We start from the raw sequence: 19,871 nt of genomic DNA on the forward strand, positions 1-19,871 counted from the left end.
CTTCGCGCAAGCGCTCATCTGTTCCATCGCCTCTTCGCGCAAGCGCTCATCGGACCTCGGCTGCGAGTTGCGAGATCACCTCACGCGTACGGTATTTGGAGGCCACGAGCTCGTCGCGGTTGTTCCCGATCGGCAGCAATCGCACCGACAGATCCGTGACGCCCGCTTCTGCGAAGCGCCGGAACCGCGCCAGGATGGCTTCTTCGTCGCCGGCCGCGCACAGATCACCGACGTCGCGGGCGTCGCCGCGGTCAAGCAGCCGCTGATAGTTAGGCGATGTCTCGGCTTCGGCGAGTATGCGATTGGCGCGTTCCTTGGCGGCATCGATCTCCGAATTGGCGCACAGGCACACGGGAATGCCCGCGACGATGCGCGGCGCGGGCCGTCCGGCTCCGGCGGCGGCCTTGGTGATCTTCGGCGCGATGTGATCGCCGATGGCCTTCTCGTCGGCCATCCACAACACGGTGCCGTCGGCGCGTTCGCCGGCAATCTGCAGCATCACCGGCCCGAGCGCGGCCACCAAGACCGGCATCGGTGTCTCGGCACCAAGAACGGTGGGGTTGTGCACGGTGAACGAATCGTTTTCGACGTCGACCGGTCCCGGTCCCGCGATCGCGGTGCTGAGCACCTCGAGGTAGTCGCGGGTGTAGGCGGCTGGCTTCTCATACGGGATGCCGAGCATGTCGCGCACGATCCAGTGGTGTGACGGCCCGACGCCGAGCGCCAGCCGCCCGGATGTCACCGCATGCACTGAAAGCGCTTGGCGGGCAAGAGCGATCGGATGCTGAGCCTGAAGAGGCACCACCGCGGTGCCGAGCTCGATGCGGTCGGTGTGCGCGGCCATCAGCGCGACCATGGTCAGCGCGTCGAAGTCATCGGGCACCTGCGGCATCCACGCGGTGTCGAGCCCGGCCTCCTCGGCCCATTTGATGTCCGACACCAGCTTGGTGACCTTACGCGTCATATCGCCGCGCTCGGCCCCGATCATCACGCCTAACTTCATGCCGGCTCCCCCGACTTTTCCGTCAGCGCGCGGACCTCGCGGACCAACACATCCAGCGGTGTGCCGGTCGGAAAGACCGCCGCCGCACCGGCGGACAGCAGCTTGGGCACATCGGCCTCGGGGATCGTGCCGCCGACTACCACAGCGATGTCGTCGGCCTCGGCGCCGCGCAGGGCCTCGACCGTCCGTGTGGTGAGCGCGACGTGCGCACCCGACAGGATGCTCAACCCCACCAAGGCAACATCCTCTTGCAGAGCGATCGACACGATGTCCTCGATGCGCTGACGGATGCCGGTGTAGATGACCTCGAAACCGGCATCGCGCAGGGTGCGGGCGACGATCTTCGCACCGCGGTCGTGGCCGTCCAGACCCGGTTTGGCTACCAAAACCCTTGTCGCCATTAGAAAACCACCGGTTGCTGGAATTCGCCCCAGACTGCTTTCAGCGCGTTCACCATCTCTCCCACGGTGCAGTAGTTGTTGGCGCAGTCGATCAGGTGGTGCATCAGGTTGTCGTCACCCTCTGCTGCCCGTGACAGCGCCGCAAGGCTGGCCGCGACGGCGGCAGAGTCCCTGTCCGCCTTGACCTTCGACAGACGCTTGAGCTGGGTGTCGCGTCCTTCGGCGTCGAGCTCGTACATCGATACGTCGGGTGTGGCCTCGTCGGTGACGAACTTGTTCACACCGACGACCGGCCGGGCTCCGGACTCGACTTCCTGGTGGATCTTGAACGCCTCGTCGGCGATCAGCCCTTGCAGGTAGCCGTCTTCGATGGCGCGCACCATACCGCCGTGGGCTTCGAGATCGGCCATAATCTCGATGATCTTCTTTTCCGTCGCATCAGTGAGCGCCTCGACGAAATAGGAACCACCCAGCGGGTCGGCGACCGCTGCGACGCCCGTTTCATAGGCCAGTATCTGCTGGGTGCGCAGCGCCAGCGTCGCGGACTCCTCGGTGGGCAACGCGAACGGTTCGTCCCATGCGGCGGTGAACATCGACTGCACGCCGCCCAGGACCGAGGCCATGGCCTCGTAGGCCACGCGCACGATGTTGTTCTGCGCCTGCGGTCCGTACAGCGAGGCGCCACCGGACACGCATCCGAACCGGAACATCGACGCCTTGTCGATGGTGGCGCCGTAACGCTCGCGCACGATCGTGGCCCAGCGTCGCCTGCCCGCACGGTATTTCGCGATCTCCTCAAAGAAGTCGCCGTGGGTATAGAAGAAGAACGAGATCTGCGGTGCGAACTTGTCGATGGTCATCCGGCCACGCTCAACGACGGTGTCGCAATAGGTGACGCCGTCGGCCAACGTGAACGCCATCTCCTGGACGGCGTTGGCACCGGCGTCGCGGAAGTGCGCGCCCGCCACCGAGATCGCATTGAACCTCGGCACCTCGGCGGCGCAGAACTCGATGGTGTCGGCGATCAGCCGCAGCGACGGCTCCGGCGGCCAGATCCAGGTGCCGCGGGACGCGTACTCCTTGAGGATGTCGTTCTGGATGGTGCCGGTGAGTTTCTCTCGCGGCACCCCCTTCTTCTCGGCAGCCGCGACGTAGAACGCCAGCAGGATTGCCGCAGTGCCGTTGATCGTGAAGCTGGTGCTGATCTTGTCCAGCGGGATGCCGTCGAACAGGATCTCGGCGTCGGCCAGGGTGTCGACGGCCACGCCGACCCGGCCGACTTCCTCGCTGACCTCAGGATCATCGGAGTCGAACCCGCACTGCGTCGGCAGGTCCAACGCGACCGACAGCCCCGTCCCGCCCTGGTCCAGCAGGTACCGGTAGCGGCGGTTGGACTCCTCGGCGGTGCCGAAACCGGAGTACTGACGAAACGTCCACAGCTTGCCGCGGTATCCGCTCGCGAAATTTCCGCGGGTGAACGGATAGGTGCCGGGCGCAGGCGGCTCGCCGGACCGATCGTCCGGCCCGTAGACGGGCTGCAGCGGGATGCCGGAGGGGGTCTGAACTGGGTCGCTCATCAATGGATAACGTACTTGCAAAAAATGAGAATGCCAATACCGCGCAGGGGAAACCCGCACGGAACGCGGCGTCTCCAGATCACTGAACGCGAGGCGAAGACCCGGTACACAGCGATTATGCCACTTGCGTAAAATGAGAATGCCAATACCGATTTGTTAGGGTGAGGGTTCGCCGACAGGAGCGCAATGTCACAGTCGTTTACCGATCGCACCCTCGTCATCTCCGGCGCCAGCCGCGGCATCGGGCTGGCGATCGCACTCGCCGCGGCCAGGGGCGGCGCGAACATCGTGCTGCTGGCCAAGACCGCCGAGCCCCACCCCAAGCTTCCCGGCACAGTGCACACGGCGGTGGCAGAGATCGAGGCCGCCGGTGGCAAGGGCCTCGCGGTGGTCGGCGACGTGCGCAACGAGGACGATGTGCAGCGCACCATCGACACGGCCGTCGAGCGTTTCGGCGGCGTGAACATCTGCGTCAACAACGCCAGCGCCATAGCCACCGAGCCGACCGAACAGCTGTCCGCCAAGAAGTTCGACCTGATGATGGACATCAACATCAGGGGCACATTCCTGCTGACCAAGGCCGCGCTGCCGCATTTGAAGAAGGGCCGCGACCCTCACGTGCTGACGCTCGCGCCGCCGCTGAACATGAACCCGCACTGGCTCGGTGCGCATCCGTCCTACACGCTGTCGAAATACGGCATGACGCTGCTGTCGCTGGGCTGGGCGGCCGAATACGCCGACAGCGGCATCGGCTTCGCCTGTCTCTGGCCGGAGACCTACATCGCTACGTCCGCGGTGGCCAACCTCGCCGACGGCGACAAGCTGGCGGCGCGCTCGCGCGATCCGCAGATCATGGGCGACGCCGCGGCGACAATCTTCTCCCGGCCCGCGGCCGAGGTGAACGGGAAGTGCTACATCGATTCGCAGGTCCTTTGCGAGGCCGGCGAAGCCGACCTGTCCCACTATGGCGGTGGCGACGACCCCATCCTTGATATCTTCGTCGACAAATCATGAGCATTTCCCTGCTGCTCGAGATGGCTGCCTCGAGCGACCCAGACCGGACGGCAGTGGTGTCCGGCGACATGCGGTTGACCACGAACGAACTCAGCGCACTCGCCGACGGCGGGGCCGGGGTCGTCGCCGCATCCGGTGCGGAGCACGTCGCCTACGTCGGCACCGGCGGGGCCATGCTGCCGGTGCTGTTGTTCTCCGCCGCGCGGGCCGCCGTCGCCGTCACCCCGCTGAACTACCGGCTGAGCGCCGATGGGTTGCGCGAGCTGATCGACCGGCTGCCCACGCCGCTGGTGATCGCCGACGACGAGTACGTCAACGTCGTCACGGGCGCCGGCAAAAAGGTCATCTCGTCGGACGATTTCCTGGCATCTGCCCGCCACACCGAGCCCGCCGCCGAGTTCGCTGATCCCGACAGCGTGGCGGTCGTGCTGTTCACGTCCGGGACAACGTCGCGGCCGAAAGCGGTCGAGCTGACCCACAACAACTTGACCAGCTACATCACTGGCACAGTCGAATTCGGTTCGGCCGCAACAGAGGACGCCGCGCTGATCTGTGTGCCGCCGTACCACATCGCCGGTGTGAGCGCGGCGCTGTCCAACCTGTACGCGGGCCGAAAGATGGTGTATCTGACCAATTTCGATGCCCGTGAATGGGTGCGCCTGGTGCGTGATGAAGGGGTCACCTCGGCCACCGTGGTGCCCACCATGCTGGACCGCATCGTGGCGGTGCTGGAAGCCGAGCCGGTGGCCTTACCGACGTTGCGCTCGCTGGCATACGGCGGGTCCAAGGTCGCTCTCCCGTTGGTGCGCAAGGCATTGTCGCTGATGCCCGACGTCGGATTCGTCAACGCCTACGGGTTGACCGAGACCAGTTCGACCATCGCCGTGCTGACTCCCGATGACCACCGGATCGCACTGGCCGCTTCCGACGAAGCGGTTGCGCGCAGGCTCGGATCGGTCGGCCAGCCCGTTCCCACCGTCGAGGTGCAAATTCGCGCGGAGGACGGAACTGTGCTCGGCCCAGGCATGCCCGGCGAGTTGTTCGTCCGTGGCGAGCAGGTGTCGGGTCGCTACACCGGAATCGGTTCGGTGCTCGACGACGAGGGCTGGTTTCCCACCAGGGACGTGGCCTATCTCGACGAGGACGGCTATCTGTTCATCGGCGGCCGGTCCGACGACACCATCATCCGCGGCGGTGAAAACATCGCCCCCGCCGAGATCGAGGACGTGCTCGTCGAGCATCCACATGTCCACGACTGCGCCGTCGTCGGCGCGGAGGACCCTCAATGGGGCCAGATCATCGTCGCCGTTGTGGTGCCCGCCGACGGGGCCTCGCCCGACGCCGAGGATTTGCGCGGTTTCGTGCGCAGCCAGCTGCGCGGATCCCGCACACCGGACAAGGTGGTGTTCCGCGATGAACTGCCCACCAACGCGACCGGCAAGGTGCTGCGCCGCGAACTCGTCAGCGAGCTGAACGCCAGTAAGGAGCCAGCATGATCAAGAACGGCACGCGCCTGCAGAGCCAGGTCTGCGACACCCAGGTCATCGTCGTGCGATCCGCCGACAGCCTTGACGATCTGCGCGCGGGCGGGGCGCCGATGGTGCCGTTGGACGCAGAGAAGTCGGACGATCTCACGCTCGACGAGTCGTTGGCCGAGGGGAACCTGATGGGCAAGCGTTACGTCGACGAGAACGGTGCCGAGGTGCTGGTGACCAAGGCCGGCAAAGGCACGCTGTCCGTCGGCGCGACGCCGCTGACGATCAAGGAAGCCAAGCCGCTTCCGGCCAGCGACTGAGCTTCGTCGCTCGCTGGATCGTGCCCGCAGGTCAGGACGTTAAATACCTGGCGGAATCGGGAATCCCCGGGCCATGGCCGGGCATCAACTCACCCACCGGGACACATCCGACGTCCGAAAGGCCGTGCGGGGAGCGGCGATCGGGAACACCGTAGAGTGGTTCGACTTCGCCGTATACAGCGTTCTGGCCACCTACATCGCCGACAAATTCTTCCCATCGGGTAACGACACCGTCGCGCTGCTCAACACGTTCGCCGTCTTCGCGGCGGCCTTCTTCATGCGGCCGTTGGGCGGCTTCTTCTTCGGACCTCTAGCCGACCGAATCGGCAGGCAACGTGTCCTGGCCATCGTGATTTTGTTGATGTCGGGTTCGACGTTCGCCATCGGCCTTGTCCCGAGCTACGACACCATCGGCGTGGGCGCCCCTCTACTGCTGCTGTTCCTCCGTTGCCTGCAAGGCTTTTCGGCTGGTGGCGAATACGGCAGCGGGGCCTGCTTCCTCGCGGAGTACGCACCTGACAAGCATCGCGGCTTCGTCGTCTCGTTCCTGGTGTGGTCGGTGGTCGTCGGATTCCTCCTCGGCTCCATCACCGTCACCGTCCTCGAAGCGGTTCTGCCGGAGAGCGCCATGGACTCCTACGGATGGCGTATCCCCTTCCTGTTGGCAGGCGTACTAGGCGCCGTCGGGCTTTACATCCGCCTGCGTCTGCGCGACACACCCGAATTCGAGGAGCTGCAAGCCGAGGGCGACGTCTCGTCGTCGCCGCTGAAGGACGCACTGACCACCTCGTGGCGGCCGATCCTTCAGATCGCTGGGCTGGTGGTGATCCACAACGTGGGCTTCTACACGGTGTTCACCTTCCTGCCGAGTTACTTCACCAAGACACTCGGACTGACCAAGATGGACGCGTTCATGTCGATCACCATCGCCAGTGCCGTCGCGCTGATCCTCATCCCACCGCTGGGCGCCCTTTCCGACCGGGTCGGACGGAAGCCATTGCTAATCACCGGCTCTGTCGGATTTATCGTGTTCGCCTATCCCCTATTCCTGCTGCTGAATTCGGGATCAGTGTCCGCGGCGTTCGCCGGTCACGCCGGCCTTGCCGCCCTCGAGGCGGTGTTCGTATCCTCGTCGCTGGCCGCGGGCGCAGAGCTGTTCGCCACCAAGGTGCGTTCGGGCGGCTACTCCATCGGCTACAACGTCTCGGTCGCGCTATTCGGCGGCACCGCCCCCTATGTCGCGACCTGGCTGACCGAGCGCACCGGCAACGAACTCGCGCCGGCCTACTACGTGATCCTCGCCGCGGTCATCACGCTCGCGACCGTCATGACAATGCGCGAGACGGCGGCGCGTCCACTGCGCAAATCCGTCGCAGGCGAGCCGTAGTCAGCCCGCATTTAGGGTCCGAGCAGCCCGAGACGCCTGAAGGTTTCGCGAACCCCATCCTTCCAGCGAACGTGACGTGGTGCAGCCGTGGCTGGCCGGTTCCGCAATCATGTGCACACCAACCCTCGCGGTTGGACGACGTCGCCCGTCATCCACTGGATCACCCGATATGTCATGCAGCAGACCGCTCGCCGGGAGTGAAAGTCACAGGGATACTGCGAAATCCACGTGTCGGAGTTCCCGTGGAAGAACGCGTCGCGCGCCGAGGTGAGCGTGAAGTCGGGCATCCGCGCGAGTACCTGTTCGAGACCGACTTGGAATTCCAGGCGCGCGAGATTGGAGCCGAGGCAGCGATGCACGCCGGCGCCGAATCCCAAATGACGATTTTCCCGGCGGTCGAGGATGCATCGGTCAGCATCGGGAAACTGTTCGGGGTCGCGGTTGGCGGATGCGTAGTTGACGATGACCGATTCGCCGGGACGAAACGTGGGGCCGCTCAACTGGACTTCCCGCGTTATCGTGCGCGGAATTCCGTGGATCGAGCCCGCGAACCTGATGAACTCTTCCACCGCCCGTGGAATGAGTTCAGGTTCGGCGATCAATCGGTCGCGCTCTGAAGTATGGGTCGCGAGGTAGTGGAAAGCGAACGACATCGCGCTCGCCGTTGTCTCGAGACCTGCCTGCACCAACAGCATCGCGTTGCCGACGATGTCCCCGAATTGTAGCTTCTGCCCATCGATCTCCGCCTTGAGCAGCACATCGATCATGTCGTCGCGCGGCGGTTGCGCGGTACGGGCTGTGACCGCATCGTTGATGTGTTGGTACAAGCCGCCCCACGCGGCCATTCGCGACTCCTCGGTGGCCCCGTTGAGTGCCGTATCCGTCAACTCGATGCACAGCGGCACGTCGTCGATCGACATGCCGAGCAGGAATTTGAAGAAGACAATGCCCGGCTGCCGCCACGCGACCTCGGCAAGATCACCGCTGCCGTCGGTGATGAAGGCGTCCAGCAGACGGTCCGTCTCACCGCGGATCTGCGGCCTCAACGCTTTCTTCCGGCCAGGCGAGAAGTACGGATTGAGGACCTGGCGGAACTTCTGTTGCCGCGGTGGATCCAACGTGATCACCAGTTCGCCCGCGAGGTGCTCAGACGCCTGCGGTGTCGGATTACTCGAGAAGTGCTTCCAGTCTTGCAGGATTCGGTAGCAATCCGCATATCGAGTCGCTACCCAAGCGCCGCCCGGTGTCACGGACAGAAAGGGCGTATCGGTGTGCGCGAACGGCGACGTGTCACGCATCACCGCGTAGACGTCATAGAGGAAGTCGTTGTCCCCGAAGTCTTCGTGTCGCAGGTCCCAGTTCTGCGCATGCTCATTGAGCGACTTCGTCATGGAGTCGGATTTCCCTGCTGTTCGGCAGCTTGGCGAGCTTCGCGCTCATCGTGGATGCGCACCAGTTCGCGCCATCCGATCCGGTTGTACTTCGGGACGGGCTGGATGCCCCATTCGTCCTGAGCAGTGTCCTTGCCTTCGACTCCTTCAGGGGGACCCAGCGGCGGGTAGGGCACCTTGCATTCCAGGGTGCCGTCGGAGTATCTGACCTTCAGCAATTCACTGCAGATTTCGGTCAGGCTCAGCGTTGGATAGCCGTAGTAGACCGCCATGAAGGGCAGCGTGAAGGCGCCCTCGATGACAAGGGCGACCAGGCAGACAAGCACGGCACGCTTGATGTACTTGTGCATCCGCGCGTAGTACGGCGTGGTTCCCGGCGGGAGGTCCTCCGCCGTGTTCTCTGTCTCGGTTCCAGATGTGGTGGTCACAGGTTTGCTCCTCGAATCAGTTCAATCGGAGAAGATTTCTCGATTGACCGTGTGCAGGTACGGAATCGCCAGGAACGGCGTGATGTAGAAGATGTCGTAGAGCCACCAGCCGATGACCGGAAAGACCACACCCGCGTAGCGCACGTCGGCGTACATGGTCATGTTGAACACATACAGGCACCAGATGAGCACACCCATCCAGCACGTGATGATCATCCACTGGTGGCCCCAGCGCTTCATCTGCAGAAACCCGATCGCCGCGGCGCACCGCATCGCGAAGACCGTGAGAATCATTCCAAACACCATGGATTTCTCGCCGGGCGCCGCCGCGCCGCCGACCCATGCTTCGTTGTAGTGCCAGAAGTAGCCGGCGTCGAACATTGCGCCCCAGCCAACCATGAGCACGCGGTTGACCAACGTGTGGTTGGCGACCAGGTCGAGGGCCCACCCCAGGCTGTTGAGCATCCCGTCGATCAGCACGAGGTATCCGATCAGGGTGACTATCATCGGCCGCATCGACAGACCCGCGCGGGCCGCCTGCCGTTGTAGATACACACCGCGCAGAAAAATGGGTAAGCCGAATATCCCTGGCGCCCACATTCCCATCAGGCCGGCGCCGACGATCATCCACTTGTCCGCCCGGCGCTGTGCGAGGCGCGACTCCTCGTCGTGCTCCTCGAGGCTTATCGTGCCTGCCGACCTGACGTCCAGACTCAAAGCCCCCACCACCCGCGGGCGAAGGACATGTACAACTGAATGCCGAACATCGTCAGCAGATAGCCGTAGACGACGATCTGCAGAACGATGAGTGCCCGCTTACGTTTCTGTTCCTTTTGATCCATGGTAGGCGACTCCTCTCCCTACCTGATTGCATCCGAGTTGTCGGCGCCGGCCAGGCTGGCAGCCGCTACCTCGCGTAAACCTTCCGCGATTGCCCCGTCAGTTGACAGCGGTGCGAGGATGCAGGCCTCTGCCGCCTCTAATTCGGTTGCGCCTGCGGCGATCATCTGCGCTGCGCTGACGAGCACACGAGTCGACGGCGGTTCGAAGTGGAACGCCTCGTCGGCTGTTCTAATGGCGACAGCGCATTGGACGAGTCTCCGCGCCCGCGCGATTGCGATACCCGCCTCCGCGACGATCACCTCCGCCTCGCGCTCAGGCACTAGGTAGCGCATCGGCAATGTGACGAAGCGTTGACGGAAGGAGGGTTTGAGCTCCTTCAGGGAACTGCGGTACGCGGGGTTGTAGGAACACACAAGCATGAAAGTGTCCGGCGCGTCGACAACTTGGTCCGCACGGTCCAGATACAGCGCCCGACGGTGATCGGTCAACGAGTGCAGGATCGCCAGCGAATCATGCCGTGCTTCAACGACTTCGTCCAGATAGCAGATGGCTCCGGCCTTGACCGCTCTGGTGAGTGGTCCATCGGTCCACACCACGTCACCACCGGTGACCATGAAGCGGCCTACGAGATCAGAGGCGGTCAAATCGTCGTGGCAGCTGATGGTCACGACCGGTCGCCGCAGCAGCAGGCCCATGTGCTCGACGAGTCGCGTCTTGCCGCAGCCGGTCGGGCCGGTCAGCATCACTGGTAGCTGCTGGTGATACGCCTGCTCGAAAAGCTGGACCTCGTTGGCGTTCGAGTAATAGGTGGTGTCTGTCATGCGGCTACCAACTCTCGATGTACATGGGCGAGCACTCGCGGAAGCTCTTCGACGCGTCGGATTCGTTGCGAGCGACGGGGTCCGAACACCTCGGGTAGTGGATCGACACGCGTCGGACCGACGCCGACGTAGTACATGCTGACACCTGCGTCGTTCGCTTCCTCGACCGCGTGAGCGGCATCCGCCCATGCGTAACGACCCTCGTAGCCCTCATCGGATATCAGGCCATCCCCGATGACGATCAGCAGGCGTCTCTCCGATGGTTGGGCGAGCAAGCGACTGGTCATATGGCGAAGCGGGGCACCGAGCCTGGTGTATCCACCGGTGGCCAATCCGAGAGTTCCCGGCGGCACGAATCGGCGGTCCTCGAAATCCTTGAGGCAGGTGACTTCGACACGGTGGCGGGTGTTGCCGGTGAACACAAAGATCCCGTGTCGCTCGCGGGCAAGCAGCATCGCCTGCGAAAGCGCGTCGGCGCAGGCTAATTCGAGTTTGAAGATCCTGCCGCCGTGCACGCCGAGCGATGAGCTTCCGTCGAGAAGCAGGGCCGTGGTGACGTCGCGACTGCTGGGCAGCAGGTCACGAAAGATGCGCGGCTCGACCGCTTCACCGGTCGCGAGGTCGATGTAGTGGCTCACGTACCGGTCAACGTCGAGGTCGCAGCCGTCTTCCAGGCCGTTTGTCATCGCACGGTGGGTGTGCTCGGAGAACCACTTCCGCAAGTCGGCCGAGGCCGCCACCGGATGCCGAAGGCGGGTCGTATGGGTGCGTTCAAGAACCGCGACGTGGTCGGTCATAAAGCTTTTAGTCCACATGTTCCACTCGGGGTAAGGAATTCCCGGGCGGTGTTCGGGGGTGACATCCACGTCGTTGTCCTGCGGCCGACTCGGCGGTGGCAGGTTCGGGTTGCGAACGCCGCCGTCGCCGCCCACCGGAACGGAGTGTGCACGCGGAAGTCGCTTCTGCGAGGTGGTCCATGGCAACCTACCGAAGCTACGACGTAGTTTGTCGGCGAGCCCCTGAGGATCTGTGTATGCCCGTGGCAGGGTCCCCAATAGCGGATCAACGAGTAGCGGTTGCGGCGCACGCGCAAGCGCAAGGGCACGATTGAGCATCTGCGGTGCGCTCATCTCGGCGGACGCCACGTCAACGTCTGGCAGTAGCCGCCGCAGTTCGACCAGCAAGCCCGGCCAACTCTGCGCGATCCAGCCCAGAGCCACGGCCGCCTCGACGAGCGTGAGCGCGCTCAGCTCCCGGGCCGACAGTTCGTTCAACCGGTAGCCGAGAATCCGTTCTTTCGATGGTGAGCATTGCAGCGCGACCCCACACGTCAAACTTCTTCGCGTCCAATCCCTTTGCGGCGGCGGATAAGGAACGTGAATGAAGTCGAGCGCCGAGCTCAAACCGAAGCTGCGCCGCTCGCCGCTGACTAGGCGCACGCCCTCACGGCGCTGCCCGCTGAGGGCGACGGCAGTGACGGCACAGCTGCGCTCCACGGCAAGGGAGTGCGATTCGGCGTTCTCGGACATATCGCGGAAGGAGCCTCAGAACGTGCCGATGTTGGAAAACATCCAATACCAGAACCAGATGATCAATCCAGTTCCGCCCCATGCTGCGACGTATCGGAGGATCTCCCAAATCCAATCCACGTCAAGCCTCCCTGCTGATAGACGAAGTCATCGGATCTCTAACCCGCGAACGGCGGTGTCGACCAACTTGGCGAGCATCGTGCCACGGGTTTCATAATTCGTTGTGGTGGTGAGCGTTCCGTAGACACCGAGCAGGAAGAAGGCGGCGCTGTAGAACGCATCGACAGCTGGATGGACTTGACCGTCACCCCGCGCACGCTCAATCTCATCCACCAACAGCACGATCACCGGATGGTCGGTCCATTCATCCATGGTTGGCCGCGTCGGCGAGAAGTGTAGCGCCAGCAACTCTTTGAATAGAAGTGAACCCAATCGTTGCTCGAGACCCGTGACCAGTCGGACCGCCTCGTTCAGCGCCCCCACGAGATCGTGGCCACCGTCGAGGAACTGTGCAAAGCGGGCCGCCATCCGGGCTTCCTCACGACTTTCCAACTCCAGCAGCACGTGCTCCTTACTGGGAAAGTGAAAAAAGAAGGTGCCGTGGGCCACGCCCGCCACGGTCGCGATTGCGTTCACGTCGGCGCCCGACATACCCGCAATCCTGAACTCGGAAATGGCTGCGCCGAGTATGCGTTCCCTCGTCTGCCGCCGGCGGGCTTCGCGTGCCGACTGCTTGACCTGTGGCGTCATGGTTCGCCCTTTGTATCCCAGTTACTGACCAAAGTCAATGAGTCAAGTCATTGGCATCAGTCGGAGAAGATCTCCCGATTCACTGAATGCAGGTATGGGATCGCCAGGAACGGCGTGATGTAGAAGATGTCGTAGAGCCACCAGCCGACCACGGGCAGGACAACGCCGGCGAAGCGGACGTCGGCGTACATCGTCATGTTGAACACGTACAGACACCAGATGAGCACGCCCATCCAGCATGTGATGATCATCCACTGGTGGCCCCAGCGCTTCATCTGCAGAAACCCGATCGCAGCGGCGATCCGCATCGTGAAGACGGTGAGGATCATCCCGACTTCCATGGCCTTCTCACCGGGGCCTGCCGCGCCGCCGAGCCACAGTTCGTTGTAGTGCCAGAAGTAGCCGGCATCGAACATAGCTCCCCACCCGTTCAACAGGATTCGAGCGAGAATCGTGTGGTTGGCCACCAGGTCGAGTGCCCACCCCACGGTGTTGATGGCAGCGTCGATGATCACGAGATAACCGATCAGCGTGACGAGCATCGGCCTGACCGTCAGGCCGTCGCGCTGAGCCTTGCGCAATAACCAGACGCCGCGAAGGAAGAGCGGCAGCCCAAAGATGCCCAGGGCGGCGGTGCCGATCAAGATGCTTCCGGAGATCAGCCACTTGTCGGCCCGACGCTGCGCGGCCTGCGACGCAGCCATATGCTCGTCGAGGCCGCTTCCAGACGATCTCGCTCGCTGCGCAGGAGCCCGATCCCGGCCGAGACGCACCATCGGCAGATTCACAGAAACTGACTATAGTCATTCAGTGCACGTAGTCAATGAACTAGCGAACCCCCACGCTACGAAGTGTCCTCGCCACATAATCCTCGATCATCGCGGCCTGACCCGGCCAATCGTGAGTTGTCGTCAGCAATGCGTAGAGACCAAGCAGGAAGAACACCGCACTGTTCATCGGTATCACGTCGGGGTCGACCGCGCCGAGCTGCTGCGCCCGCTCGATCTCTTGGGCGACCGCGACGATCACTGGATGCTGACGGCTCTCGTCCGACGAAGGCCGGGTCTGTGAAAAGTGCAGTGCGAGAAAGTCTTTGAACAAGACCGCGCCGAGCCGGCGTTCCAGTCCCATCACCAGTCGGACCGCCTCGTTCAGCGTATAAGCGAGCTCCTTGCCCGACCCAAGGGAGCGAGCAAGCTGCTTGGCGATGCGCTCCTCCTCACGCTGTTCCAACTCGAGGAGGACGTGCTCCTTGGTAGGAAAGTGGAAGAAGAAGGTTCCGTGGGCTACGCCCGCAGCGGTGACGATCGAACCAACATCGGCCTCGGCCATCCCCTCGCGTTTGAACTCTGCGATCGCCGCTCCCATGAGCCGCTCCCGAGTCTGCAGTCGTTTGGTTTCTCGCGCGGACGGCTTGTCTACCACTGCCATACAGTGACTCTACCGCCTCGGAGTGGTTTCCTGCCGGTTACCTTAGTTGACTTAGGTCAATCAAGGCCGTTAGATGATCAGCACTCGAGGGAGGGGCAGCCATGGCACTGGAGCAGTCAACTCCTCTGAGGCTTTGGCTCTACTTGTCTCTATCTTTGCAAAGATAATAAGATAGGGCCATGGAGCGTGATCAGCTGATCGATTTGACTCGTCGCGCGCTGAAGCTGGCACGAGACAAGACGACCGACCTGGCACCCGAGGTATACACCGTGAAGGCGAGCACGTACACGTCGGCCGAGCGGCACGCCCGTGACCGTGCGATGGTGATGGCGAGCCCCCAGCTCGTCGGGTATGTCTCCGAACTTCCCCAGCCCAATTCGTATTGCACGAAGGTTGTGATGGGCCGGTCGATTCTGCTGACCCGCACGGCGGAAGGTTCGGTCAAAGCCTTTGACAACGTGTGCCTACACCGCCAGTCACAGATCGCCGATGGCTGCGGTACGGCGCGCCGCCTGGTGTGCCCGTATCACGCGTGGAGCTACGACCTCGGCGGCAATCTGGCCGGCGTGCCCGGGAAGGAAGGCTTTCCCAAAAACGCAACGGACAGCGCACGGTTGACCGAATTACCCGCGACCGAATGCGCCGGGTTCCTGTGGGTCGGCCTGGATCCGGACGTCACACTCGATATCCGTGGATTTCTGGGGCCGCTGGTCGACGAGCTGGAGTCGTGGGGGATCGGACGTTGGTCACCGCTCGGTGAGAAAGTGCTGGACTCGGCCATCAACTGGAAACTCGCGATCGACACCTTCGCGGAGAACTACCATTTCGCGACCGTGCACAAGACCACGTTTGCGACGATCGCGCGCAGCAACTGCACGGTATTCGACTCGTTCGGACCCCATCACCGACTCGTCTTCCCGCTCAACGGCATTCTCGACTTCGATAATGTCGATGAGGACCAATGGGATCCGTTGCAGGCAATGGTCGTCATCTACGCGCTGTTCCCCAACATCGTGTTGTCGGCCACGATCGCCAACGGCGAGTTGTTCCGTGTCTATCCGGGTGACATGCCCGGCCGCTCGATCACGGTGCACCAGAACTCGACTCCGTTGGACATCTCCGAGGAGTCGGTTGCCGCGGGAGCTCAGGCGGTATTCGACTACGCCCACGGCACGGTGCGCGACGAGGACTACGCGTTGGTCGAGAGGTTGCAGGCCAATCTCGCCGCCGGCGTCAGAGACCACCTGGTATTCGGCCGTAACGAGCCGGGGTTGCAGCATCGCCACCAGGTGTGGGAGAACGCGGTCAGCGCTGCGCCTCGATGATCCGCGCGATCGTGTCTCGCTCGTCGGGTCCGGCGGCCGCGAGCACGTCGGCGAGTTCCCAGTCCCGATACAAGGCCATTGACCGTTCGTACAACGCGAAGCCGCTGACCGACTGGCCGCGATAGGTGCCCTGGTATCGGTACGGACCTGCCATGTATTCCAGGGGTAGGAGATGCGCCGGGGCAGCCACCAGCGGTTCTGCCGTCAAGTCCAGGTCCAATTTGCGCGACGTCAGGCGGTGGCGATCGGGCAGGTACCGAACCTTCGCGGGAGGTGGGACCAGCGTGCGGATTTCTTCGGGCCAGCGTACGTAGCTTGTCGTGTCGACCTCGATATCGTCGACGTATTCGGGCGCAGTCTCGGGCAGGCTCACGGTTGCACCGGTAAACGGCTGCGGCGCATTGCGATTGGTACGGTCGAACTGGCGCCAGATGCTGATATCCACGCCGTTGTCCAGGTTGATCGTGCGCCACTCGTGGCCGCGTGACCGGATGTCGCCGGTGGGACCTCCGTCATTGGCGACCAGTGGGAACCACTGCCGATCCACGTGACCCGCGCTCCCCGCGACCTTTTCGCAGATCGAACCCCACGACAGGGTTCCGGCCATGTTCATGCGCGTCTGGAAGTACGAGTATGTGTCGGGCTGTCCGAAGCACTCGATGACGCCGTTGTACGCCGCGGCCCCCAGCGGCACGGGTCCCCGTGACGGTGTCACGCTCAGGTCGAGCTGCATCGCGTCACCGTGATGGTCGGTGCCGAAGAGGCTGAAGTCGTAGGTGTAGGGCACCAATTCGCCCCGCTCGTCACGACGTGTCCGCCAGAGCGCAGTTCCAGCACTGCACTCGTAGGACAAATCCAGGTGGTCATCGGCCACCGATAGTCTCGGAGACGTCGAGCCGTGCTTATTCGTACCCGGCATGTCGTAATCCGTGTAGGTGCCGTAGGTGCCGTTGTCGAGGTCGAACAGAGCGAGCGTGTAGAAATCTGCGACGATCACCCCACCCGGACGGTTCTTGTTGTAGATCGTGAAGAACGCGAACCTCCGACCGGATTCTGCGGTGAGCTCGCCGGCGAGGTACCAGGTGTCCGACTCACATGTCGGATGATTCGCCTCAGCGGCGGGGAACACGAAGTGCGGGTCGCCTGCAACCAGTTCGAACGGGTATTGGCGCCAGTCATCACCCATGGGCACTCCCAGAACGGTTAGCGAATTCAACAGTCACGGCGGCAGGGCAACATAATTCGTCGCGCTGGTTGAAGATCGCGATCTCGAGGTCCACCAGGTGACGCTGGGTGTCACCGGCTCCTTCGCAGCGTTTGGCGGCTACGCGGCCCCGGCCGATCATCGAGTCCCCCGCGTAGATGGATCCGACGATCGACACCTTGCGGCGCACCACGCGACTGTAGGGACCCGCCCATTCGGTGGCGATTCGGTCGATGAAGCCGGCGAGATGCATCGTATTGACGAAAATGGTTGGGTGACCGTGGCTCTCGGCGTAGTCCGGATCGAAGTGGCCGGGAAAGTAATCCCATGTCGCACCGGGGTTCATCACGACGCGCTGGTAGCTGATCTCGTCGACGACCTCGGCGAGTTCTGTCGGGACCGGGACATCGTTCCACTCGAGCCCGCGGGGCATACTCATTGGGCCTCCGCGGGAGTAAAGCGGAACAACGTGTTGCGGTTCGTCGCGACCAGCGACGAGTCGTCGCGGTAGTAGTGCTCACAGGTCTCGACAAAGTGACCGATGCCGACCTTGGTCCGCTTTTCCGGTGATACCGACAGCACCTCTTCGATCGCGTTGAGGCGGTCGCCCTCGAGAATCGGCGTCACGAGCTCGACGTCGTTGGAGGCATTGATGAATGTGGTACCGGGAAGCGGCACGCGGATCGCGATCGAGGGAACAGGCCGCTGGCCGCCGGGCAGCCACGGCGTCGGAATCAGCCAGCCCATCAGCATCGCGGGCGGCGCGACCAATCCGCCCCACACCTCGGTCGCGAACTCGGTGTCCCAGAAGGCCGGGTTCCCGTCCTGCACCATCGACGCGAAGTGCTGGATGCGTGCGGCGCTCACCGCCGTTCCGGCGAATCTCGGCTCGCTGCGCACGCCGACCATCCGCAGGGCATCCTCGTAGGTGCCGAATGCGAACTGGTAGCTGATGTCCCGTGTCACTCAGGTCACCGACTCGTCCCAGTCGAGCTCGCGCGACGTGAAGTACCAACCGCCCCGCTCGTAGATGAGGCGGTCGCGGTAGACACCCGTCGACCGAAGTTCAGCGCCGACAAACAGCAACGCGACACATGTCTGGGTGGCGTCGACGCCGTCAACGTCGATCTCGTGATCGACGGTGACGAGCCGTTGTCCGTGTCCGCCGTCGAAGGCGGCGCTCAGGTCGGTGAAGGTCTCCCCCGCTCGGATGTAAGCGGCGCCCGCGTGCCGGAAGGTGGCGATCCAGCCGACAACCTCGCCCGCTGAGAACAGCCGGTTGTGCCGCGCGTTCAGGTTCAAGATCGCGGCTCGCCCGGCCACCCCGGACAACACAAACTCCTGCTGATAGCTCATCGTCATATGTTTCTCCGTATCAGCGAGTCAGGATGTAGCCGTTGGCTTCTCGGTCCCAGGCATGTGGGCTGAGGCCACGTCGCCGCAGCAAGTCCTTGCGGACCCGACCGATGACGTTCTTCGGCAGCTCGTCGAGCACCTCCAAGTACCGCGGGACGCAGAAGTAGGGCATGCGGGTGGAGCAGAAGTCCAGCAGCTCGACATAATCGAAGTCCGCGTCCGTCCGCAAGGTGACGACCACCAGGATGTCGTCTTCACCGAGATCGCTTGGTACCGCGACCGCGGCCGCCTCGAGCACTGCAGGGTGGCTCATCACCGTCGTCTCCACCTCCACCGAAGACACGTTCTCGCCGCGCCGCCGCAGCGAATCTTTCACCCGGTCGACATACGTCAAGTTTCCTTCGGTGTCGAGCGAGCCGAGATCACCTGTGCGGAACCATTCTTCGTGCGGATGGACACTCAGCGTGGAGCCGGCCGCCACCGCATCGACATACCCTTCACTCATGACATGCGGGGCTCTGGGCCTGCAGACGATCTCGCCTACGTCGCCTGCCGGTAGTGACCGGCCGGTACCGTCGACGATGCGGACGTCGAACGCGGCATTCACCGGTCCGGATGTGCCGGGGACACCGTCTTCGGAAACGGCTTTGAACGCGATCGGGAAAGCCTCCGTCATGCCGTACATCGTCACGATCTTGACCCCGTAACGCTGCTCGATGCGGCGGTACATGTCGGCCGGGATCGGCGCGGCGGAGATGAATTTCAGCGGAAGCCGTTGATCGCCGGGATCCGGCGGCAGGTTACACAGCATGGAGACCATCGCACCTGCCCCGGCGAAACCCGTTGCATCGCACGCCCGTACGTTGTCCCACACGCTGCCTGGGCTGAAGGTTGCCGACAACACGGTCGTCGCACCGACGAGCATGGGCGCCAGCACGGAAGGGGCGGCGCTCAGGTGGAACAGCGGCATCGCACTCCAGACCACGTCGCCGGCCGTGAGCTCCCATGCCGTCGCCACGCCCGCGGCGGCCGAGAACAAGTAGTTCCACGTGGTCGCGACGGCCTTCGACGGACCGGTGGTGCCGGAGGTGAAGAACAGCGCGGCCAGGTCGTCGGGTTCGCTCGGAACGACCCGCGGGGGGCCGGTCGATGCGGCGGTCAGCAGCCTCGACAGTGAATCCTCGACGGTGTGAACGGTTTTCACAGTCGGAACCTGATCGATGATGTCGCGCAGGTGAGTACGTCTTTCCGCGTCGACAACGACGAGCTTGGCGCGCGACAACCGCAGCGCGTGGCTAAGGAATTCTCCTTTGTTGGCGGCGTTCACCGCGGCGGTCACCGCACCGATGCGCGCCGCGCCCAGCCAGATGTACACCCACTCGGGACATGTTGCGGTGAACAACACCACGGTGTCGCCCGCACCGATCCCCATGTCGGTCAAGGCGTTCGCGGCCGCACATGAACGATCGCGCATCTGCGCGAATGTCACCGCGGTTCCGGCGATGGACATCATCACCCGGTCACCGAACTGCTCAGCACGACGGTCCAGCACGTCGACGACGGTGAAACGGTCGACGCCGAACCGCGACGGGCCGATCGGCCCGTCAGGGCGACTC

General features: G+C 63.5%; 21 protein-coding genes and 1 pseudogene. 5 read left to right on the forward strand and 17 right to left on the reverse strand.

Annotated elements, in window-relative coordinates; translation table 11 throughout:
- Positions 1 to 46: 46 nt before the first annotated feature.
- From A5651_RS00755 to A5651_RS00765, 3 genes are read right to left on the reverse strand one after another with little or no spacing between them, the layout of a single operon-like run.
- The gene (locus A5651_RS00755; protein WP_066974588.1) at positions 47 to 1,003 is read right to left on the reverse strand and encodes an LLM class F420-dependent oxidoreductase; all 957 of its coding nucleotides are present in this window, start codon (positions 1,001 to 1,003) and stop codon (positions 47 to 49) included.
- Positions 1,000 to 1,404, reverse strand: coding sequence for a cobalamin B12-binding domain-containing protein (locus tag A5651_RS00760; protein WP_066974590.1), 405 nt, complete (start codon positions 1,402 to 1,404; stop codon positions 1,000 to 1,002). The genes A5651_RS00755 and A5651_RS00760 overlap by 4 nt, the downstream gene beginning before the upstream one ends.
- A complete protein-coding gene (locus A5651_RS00765) occupies positions 1,404 to 2,981 on the reverse strand; it encodes a methylmalonyl-CoA mutase family protein (protein WP_066974591.1) in 1,578 nt (525 codons plus the stop codon). Before A5651_RS00765 ends, A5651_RS00760 begins: the two co-directional genes overlap by 1 nt.
- Positions 2,982 to 3,167: 186 nt before the next feature.
- Between A5651_RS00765 and A5651_RS00770 the strand changes: the two genes are divergently transcribed.
- From A5651_RS00770 to A5651_RS00785, 4 genes are all read left to right on the forward strand, one after another.
- On the forward strand, positions 3,168 to 3,995 hold the full coding sequence (locus A5651_RS00770) for an NAD(P)-dependent oxidoreductase (RefSeq protein WP_066974592.1): 828 nt from the start codon (positions 3,168 to 3,170) through the stop codon (positions 3,993 to 3,995).
- Positions 3,992 to 5,491 (forward strand): class I adenylate-forming enzyme family protein, encoded by a 1,500-nt coding sequence (locus A5651_RS00775; RefSeq protein ID WP_066974594.1) that lies wholly within the window; start codon positions 3,992 to 3,994, stop codon positions 5,489 to 5,491. The genes A5651_RS00770 and A5651_RS00775 overlap by 4 nt, the downstream gene beginning before the upstream one ends.
- The gene (locus A5651_RS00780; protein ID WP_066974596.1) at positions 5,488 to 5,790 is read left to right on the forward strand and encodes a hypothetical protein; all 303 of its coding nucleotides are present in this window, start codon (positions 5,488 to 5,490) and stop codon (positions 5,788 to 5,790) included. The genes A5651_RS00775 and A5651_RS00780 overlap by 4 nt, the downstream gene beginning before the upstream one ends.
- 73 nt (positions 5,791 to 5,863) lie before the next feature.
- On the forward strand, positions 5,864 to 7,177 hold the full coding sequence (locus A5651_RS00785; protein ID WP_066974597.1) for an MFS transporter: 1,314 nt from the start codon (positions 5,864 to 5,866) through the stop codon (positions 7,175 to 7,177).
- A gap of 172 nt (positions 7,178 to 7,349) precedes the next feature.
- Here the strand turns inward: A5651_RS00785 and A5651_RS00790 are convergent.
- From A5651_RS00790 to A5651_RS00825, 9 genes and pseudogenes are all read right to left on the reverse strand, one after another.
- A pseudogene (locus A5651_RS00790) lies at positions 7,350 to 8,568 on the reverse strand (cytochrome P450).
- Positions 8,565 to 8,918 (reverse strand): hypothetical protein, encoded by a 354-nt coding sequence (locus A5651_RS00795; protein WP_231988452.1) that lies wholly within the window; start codon positions 8,916 to 8,918, stop codon positions 8,565 to 8,567. The pseudogene A5651_RS00790 and the gene A5651_RS00795 overlap by 4 nt, the downstream one beginning before the upstream one ends.
- Positions 8,919 to 9,017: 99 nt before the next feature.
- On the reverse strand, positions 9,018 to 9,713 hold the full coding sequence (locus tag A5651_RS00800; RefSeq protein WP_066974599.1) for a hypothetical protein: 696 nt from the start codon (positions 9,711 to 9,713) through the stop codon (positions 9,018 to 9,020).
- On the reverse strand, positions 9,710 to 9,838 hold the full coding sequence (locus A5651_RS26170) for a hypothetical protein (protein ID WP_255361772.1): 129 nt from the start codon (positions 9,836 to 9,838) through the stop codon (positions 9,710 to 9,712). The genes A5651_RS00800 and A5651_RS26170 overlap by 4 nt, the downstream gene beginning before the upstream one ends.
- An 18-nt stretch (positions 9,839 to 9,856) precedes the next feature.
- Positions 9,857 to 10,660: a CbbQ/NirQ/NorQ/GpvN family protein gene (locus A5651_RS00805; RefSeq protein ID WP_066974600.1), complete on the reverse strand. Its 804-nt coding sequence runs from the start codon at positions 10,658 to 10,660 to the stop codon at positions 9,857 to 9,859.
- A complete protein-coding gene (locus A5651_RS00810) occupies positions 10,657 to 12,189 on the reverse strand; it encodes a nitric oxide reductase activation protein NorD (RefSeq protein WP_066974601.1) in 1,533 nt (510 codons plus the stop codon). Before A5651_RS00810 ends, A5651_RS00805 begins: the two co-directional genes overlap by 4 nt.
- Before the next feature lie 147 nt (positions 12,190 to 12,336).
- Complete coding sequence (locus tag A5651_RS00815) at positions 12,337 to 12,939, reverse strand: TetR/AcrR family transcriptional regulator (RefSeq protein ID WP_066974602.1); 603 nt, start codon at positions 12,937 to 12,939, stop codon at positions 12,337 to 12,339.
- A gap of 56 nt (positions 12,940 to 12,995) precedes the next feature.
- Positions 12,996 to 13,715, reverse strand: coding sequence for a hypothetical protein (locus A5651_RS00820; RefSeq protein ID WP_066974645.1), 720 nt, complete (start codon positions 13,713 to 13,715; stop codon positions 12,996 to 12,998).
- Positions 13,716 to 13,767: 52 nt separating this feature from the next.
- Positions 13,768 to 14,370, reverse strand: a complete 603-nt coding sequence (locus A5651_RS00825) for a TetR/AcrR family transcriptional regulator (RefSeq protein ID WP_082943508.1) — start codon at positions 14,368 to 14,370, stop codon at positions 13,768 to 13,770.
- Between the two features lie 179 nt (positions 14,371 to 14,549).
- Here A5651_RS00825 and A5651_RS00830 point away from each other — a divergent pair, with 179 nt between their 5' ends.
- Positions 14,550 to 15,695 carry an aromatic ring-hydroxylating dioxygenase subunit alpha gene (locus A5651_RS00830; RefSeq protein WP_066974605.1) on the forward strand — a complete coding sequence of 382 codons (1,146 nt, stop codon included), beginning with the start codon at positions 14,550 to 14,552 and terminating at the stop codon, positions 15,693 to 15,695.
- Here the strand turns inward: A5651_RS00830 and A5651_RS00835 are convergent.
- The 5 genes from A5651_RS00835 to A5651_RS00855 are packed head-to-tail and all read right to left on the reverse strand — an operon-like array spanning position 15,676 to position 19,852.
- Positions 15,676 to 16,881 (reverse strand): lipocalin-like domain-containing protein, encoded by a 1,206-nt coding sequence (locus A5651_RS00835; RefSeq protein ID WP_066974606.1) that lies wholly within the window; start codon positions 16,879 to 16,881, stop codon positions 15,676 to 15,678. The genes A5651_RS00830 and A5651_RS00835 overlap by 20 nt on opposite strands.
- Positions 16,874 to 17,332: a MaoC/PaaZ C-terminal domain-containing protein gene (locus A5651_RS00840; RefSeq protein WP_066974607.1), complete on the reverse strand. Its 459-nt coding sequence runs from the start codon at positions 17,330 to 17,332 to the stop codon at positions 16,874 to 16,876. Before A5651_RS00840 ends, A5651_RS00835 begins: the two co-directional genes overlap by 8 nt.
- A gap of 2 nt (positions 17,333 to 17,334) precedes the next feature.
- On the reverse strand, positions 17,335 to 17,865 hold the full coding sequence (locus A5651_RS00845; RefSeq protein ID WP_066974609.1) for a MaoC family dehydratase: 531 nt from the start codon (positions 17,863 to 17,865) through the stop codon (positions 17,335 to 17,337).
- Positions 17,866 to 18,261: a nuclear transport factor 2 family protein gene (locus A5651_RS00850; protein ID WP_066974611.1), complete on the reverse strand. Its 396-nt coding sequence runs from the start codon at positions 18,259 to 18,261 to the stop codon at positions 17,866 to 17,868.
- 13 nt (positions 18,262 to 18,274) lie between these two features.
- Complete coding sequence (locus tag A5651_RS00855) at positions 18,275 to 19,852, reverse strand: AMP-binding protein (protein WP_369803895.1); 1,578 nt, start codon at positions 19,850 to 19,852, stop codon at positions 18,275 to 18,277.
- Positions 19,853 to 19,871: the final 19 nt, after the last annotated feature.

This window comes from Mycobacterium sp. 1274761.0, from assembly GCF_001668615.1.
GTDB lineage: Bacteria > Actinomycetota > Actinomycetes > Mycobacteriales > Mycobacteriaceae > Mycobacterium.

Bases quoted from the DNA above. Each gene is read 5' to 3' on its own strand.
- A5651_RS00755 (WP_066974588.1), bottom strand. From the start codon at position 1,003: ATGAAGTTAGGCGTGATGATCGGGGCCGAGCGCGGCGATATGACGCGT.
- A5651_RS00760 (WP_066974590.1), bottom strand. From the start codon at position 1,404: ATGGCGACAAGGGTTTTGGTAGCCAAACCGGGTCTGGACGGCCACGAC.
- A5651_RS00765 (WP_066974591.1), bottom strand. From the start codon at position 2,981: ATGAGCGACCCAGTTCAGACCCCCTCCGGCATCCCGCTGCAGCCCGTC.
- A5651_RS00770 (WP_066974592.1), top strand. From the start codon at position 3,168: ATGTCACAGTCGTTTACCGATCGCACCCTCGTCATCTCCGGCGCCAGC.
- A5651_RS00775 (WP_066974594.1), top strand. From the start codon at position 3,992: ATGAGCATTTCCCTGCTGCTCGAGATGGCTGCCTCGAGCGACCCAGAC.
- A5651_RS00780 (WP_066974596.1), top strand. From the start codon at position 5,488: ATGATCAAGAACGGCACGCGCCTGCAGAGCCAGGTCTGCGACACCCAG.
- A5651_RS00785 (WP_066974597.1), top strand. From the start codon at position 5,864: ATGGCCGGGCATCAACTCACCCACCGGGACACATCCGACGTCCGAAAG.
- A5651_RS00795 (WP_231988452.1), bottom strand. From the start codon at position 8,918: ATGCACAAGTACATCAAGCGTGCCGTGCTTGTCTGCCTGGTCGCCCTT.
- A5651_RS26170 (WP_255361772.1), bottom strand. From the start codon at position 9,838: ATGGATCAAAAGGAACAGAAACGTAAGCGGGCACTCATCGTTCTGCAG.
- A5651_RS00805 (WP_066974600.1), bottom strand. From the start codon at position 10,660: ATGACAGACACCACCTATTACTCGAACGCCAACGAGGTCCAGCTTTTC.
- A5651_RS00810 (WP_066974601.1), bottom strand. From the start codon at position 12,189: ATGTCCGAGAACGCCGAATCGCACTCCCTTGCCGTGGAGCGCAGCTGT.
- A5651_RS00815 (WP_066974602.1), bottom strand. From the start codon at position 12,939: ATGACGCCACAGGTCAAGCAGTCGGCACGCGAAGCCCGCCGGCGGCAG.
- A5651_RS00820 (WP_066974645.1), bottom strand. From the start codon at position 13,715: ATGGTGCGTCTCGGCCGGGATCGGGCTCCTGCGCAGCGAGCGAGATCG.
- A5651_RS00825 (WP_082943508.1), bottom strand. From the start codon at position 14,370: ATGGCAGTGGTAGACAAGCCGTCCGCGCGAGAAACCAAACGACTGCAG.
- A5651_RS00830 (WP_066974605.1), top strand. From the start codon at position 14,550: ATGGAGCGTGATCAGCTGATCGATTTGACTCGTCGCGCGCTGAAGCTG.
- A5651_RS00835 (WP_066974606.1), bottom strand. From the start codon at position 16,881: ATGGGTGATGACTGGCGCCAATACCCGTTCGAACTGGTTGCAGGCGAC.
- A5651_RS00840 (WP_066974607.1), bottom strand. From the start codon at position 17,332: ATGCCCCGCGGGCTCGAGTGGAACGATGTCCCGGTCCCGACAGAACTC.
- A5651_RS00850 (WP_066974611.1), bottom strand. From the start codon at position 18,261: ATGACGATGAGCTATCAGCAGGAGTTTGTGTTGTCCGGGGTGGCCGGG.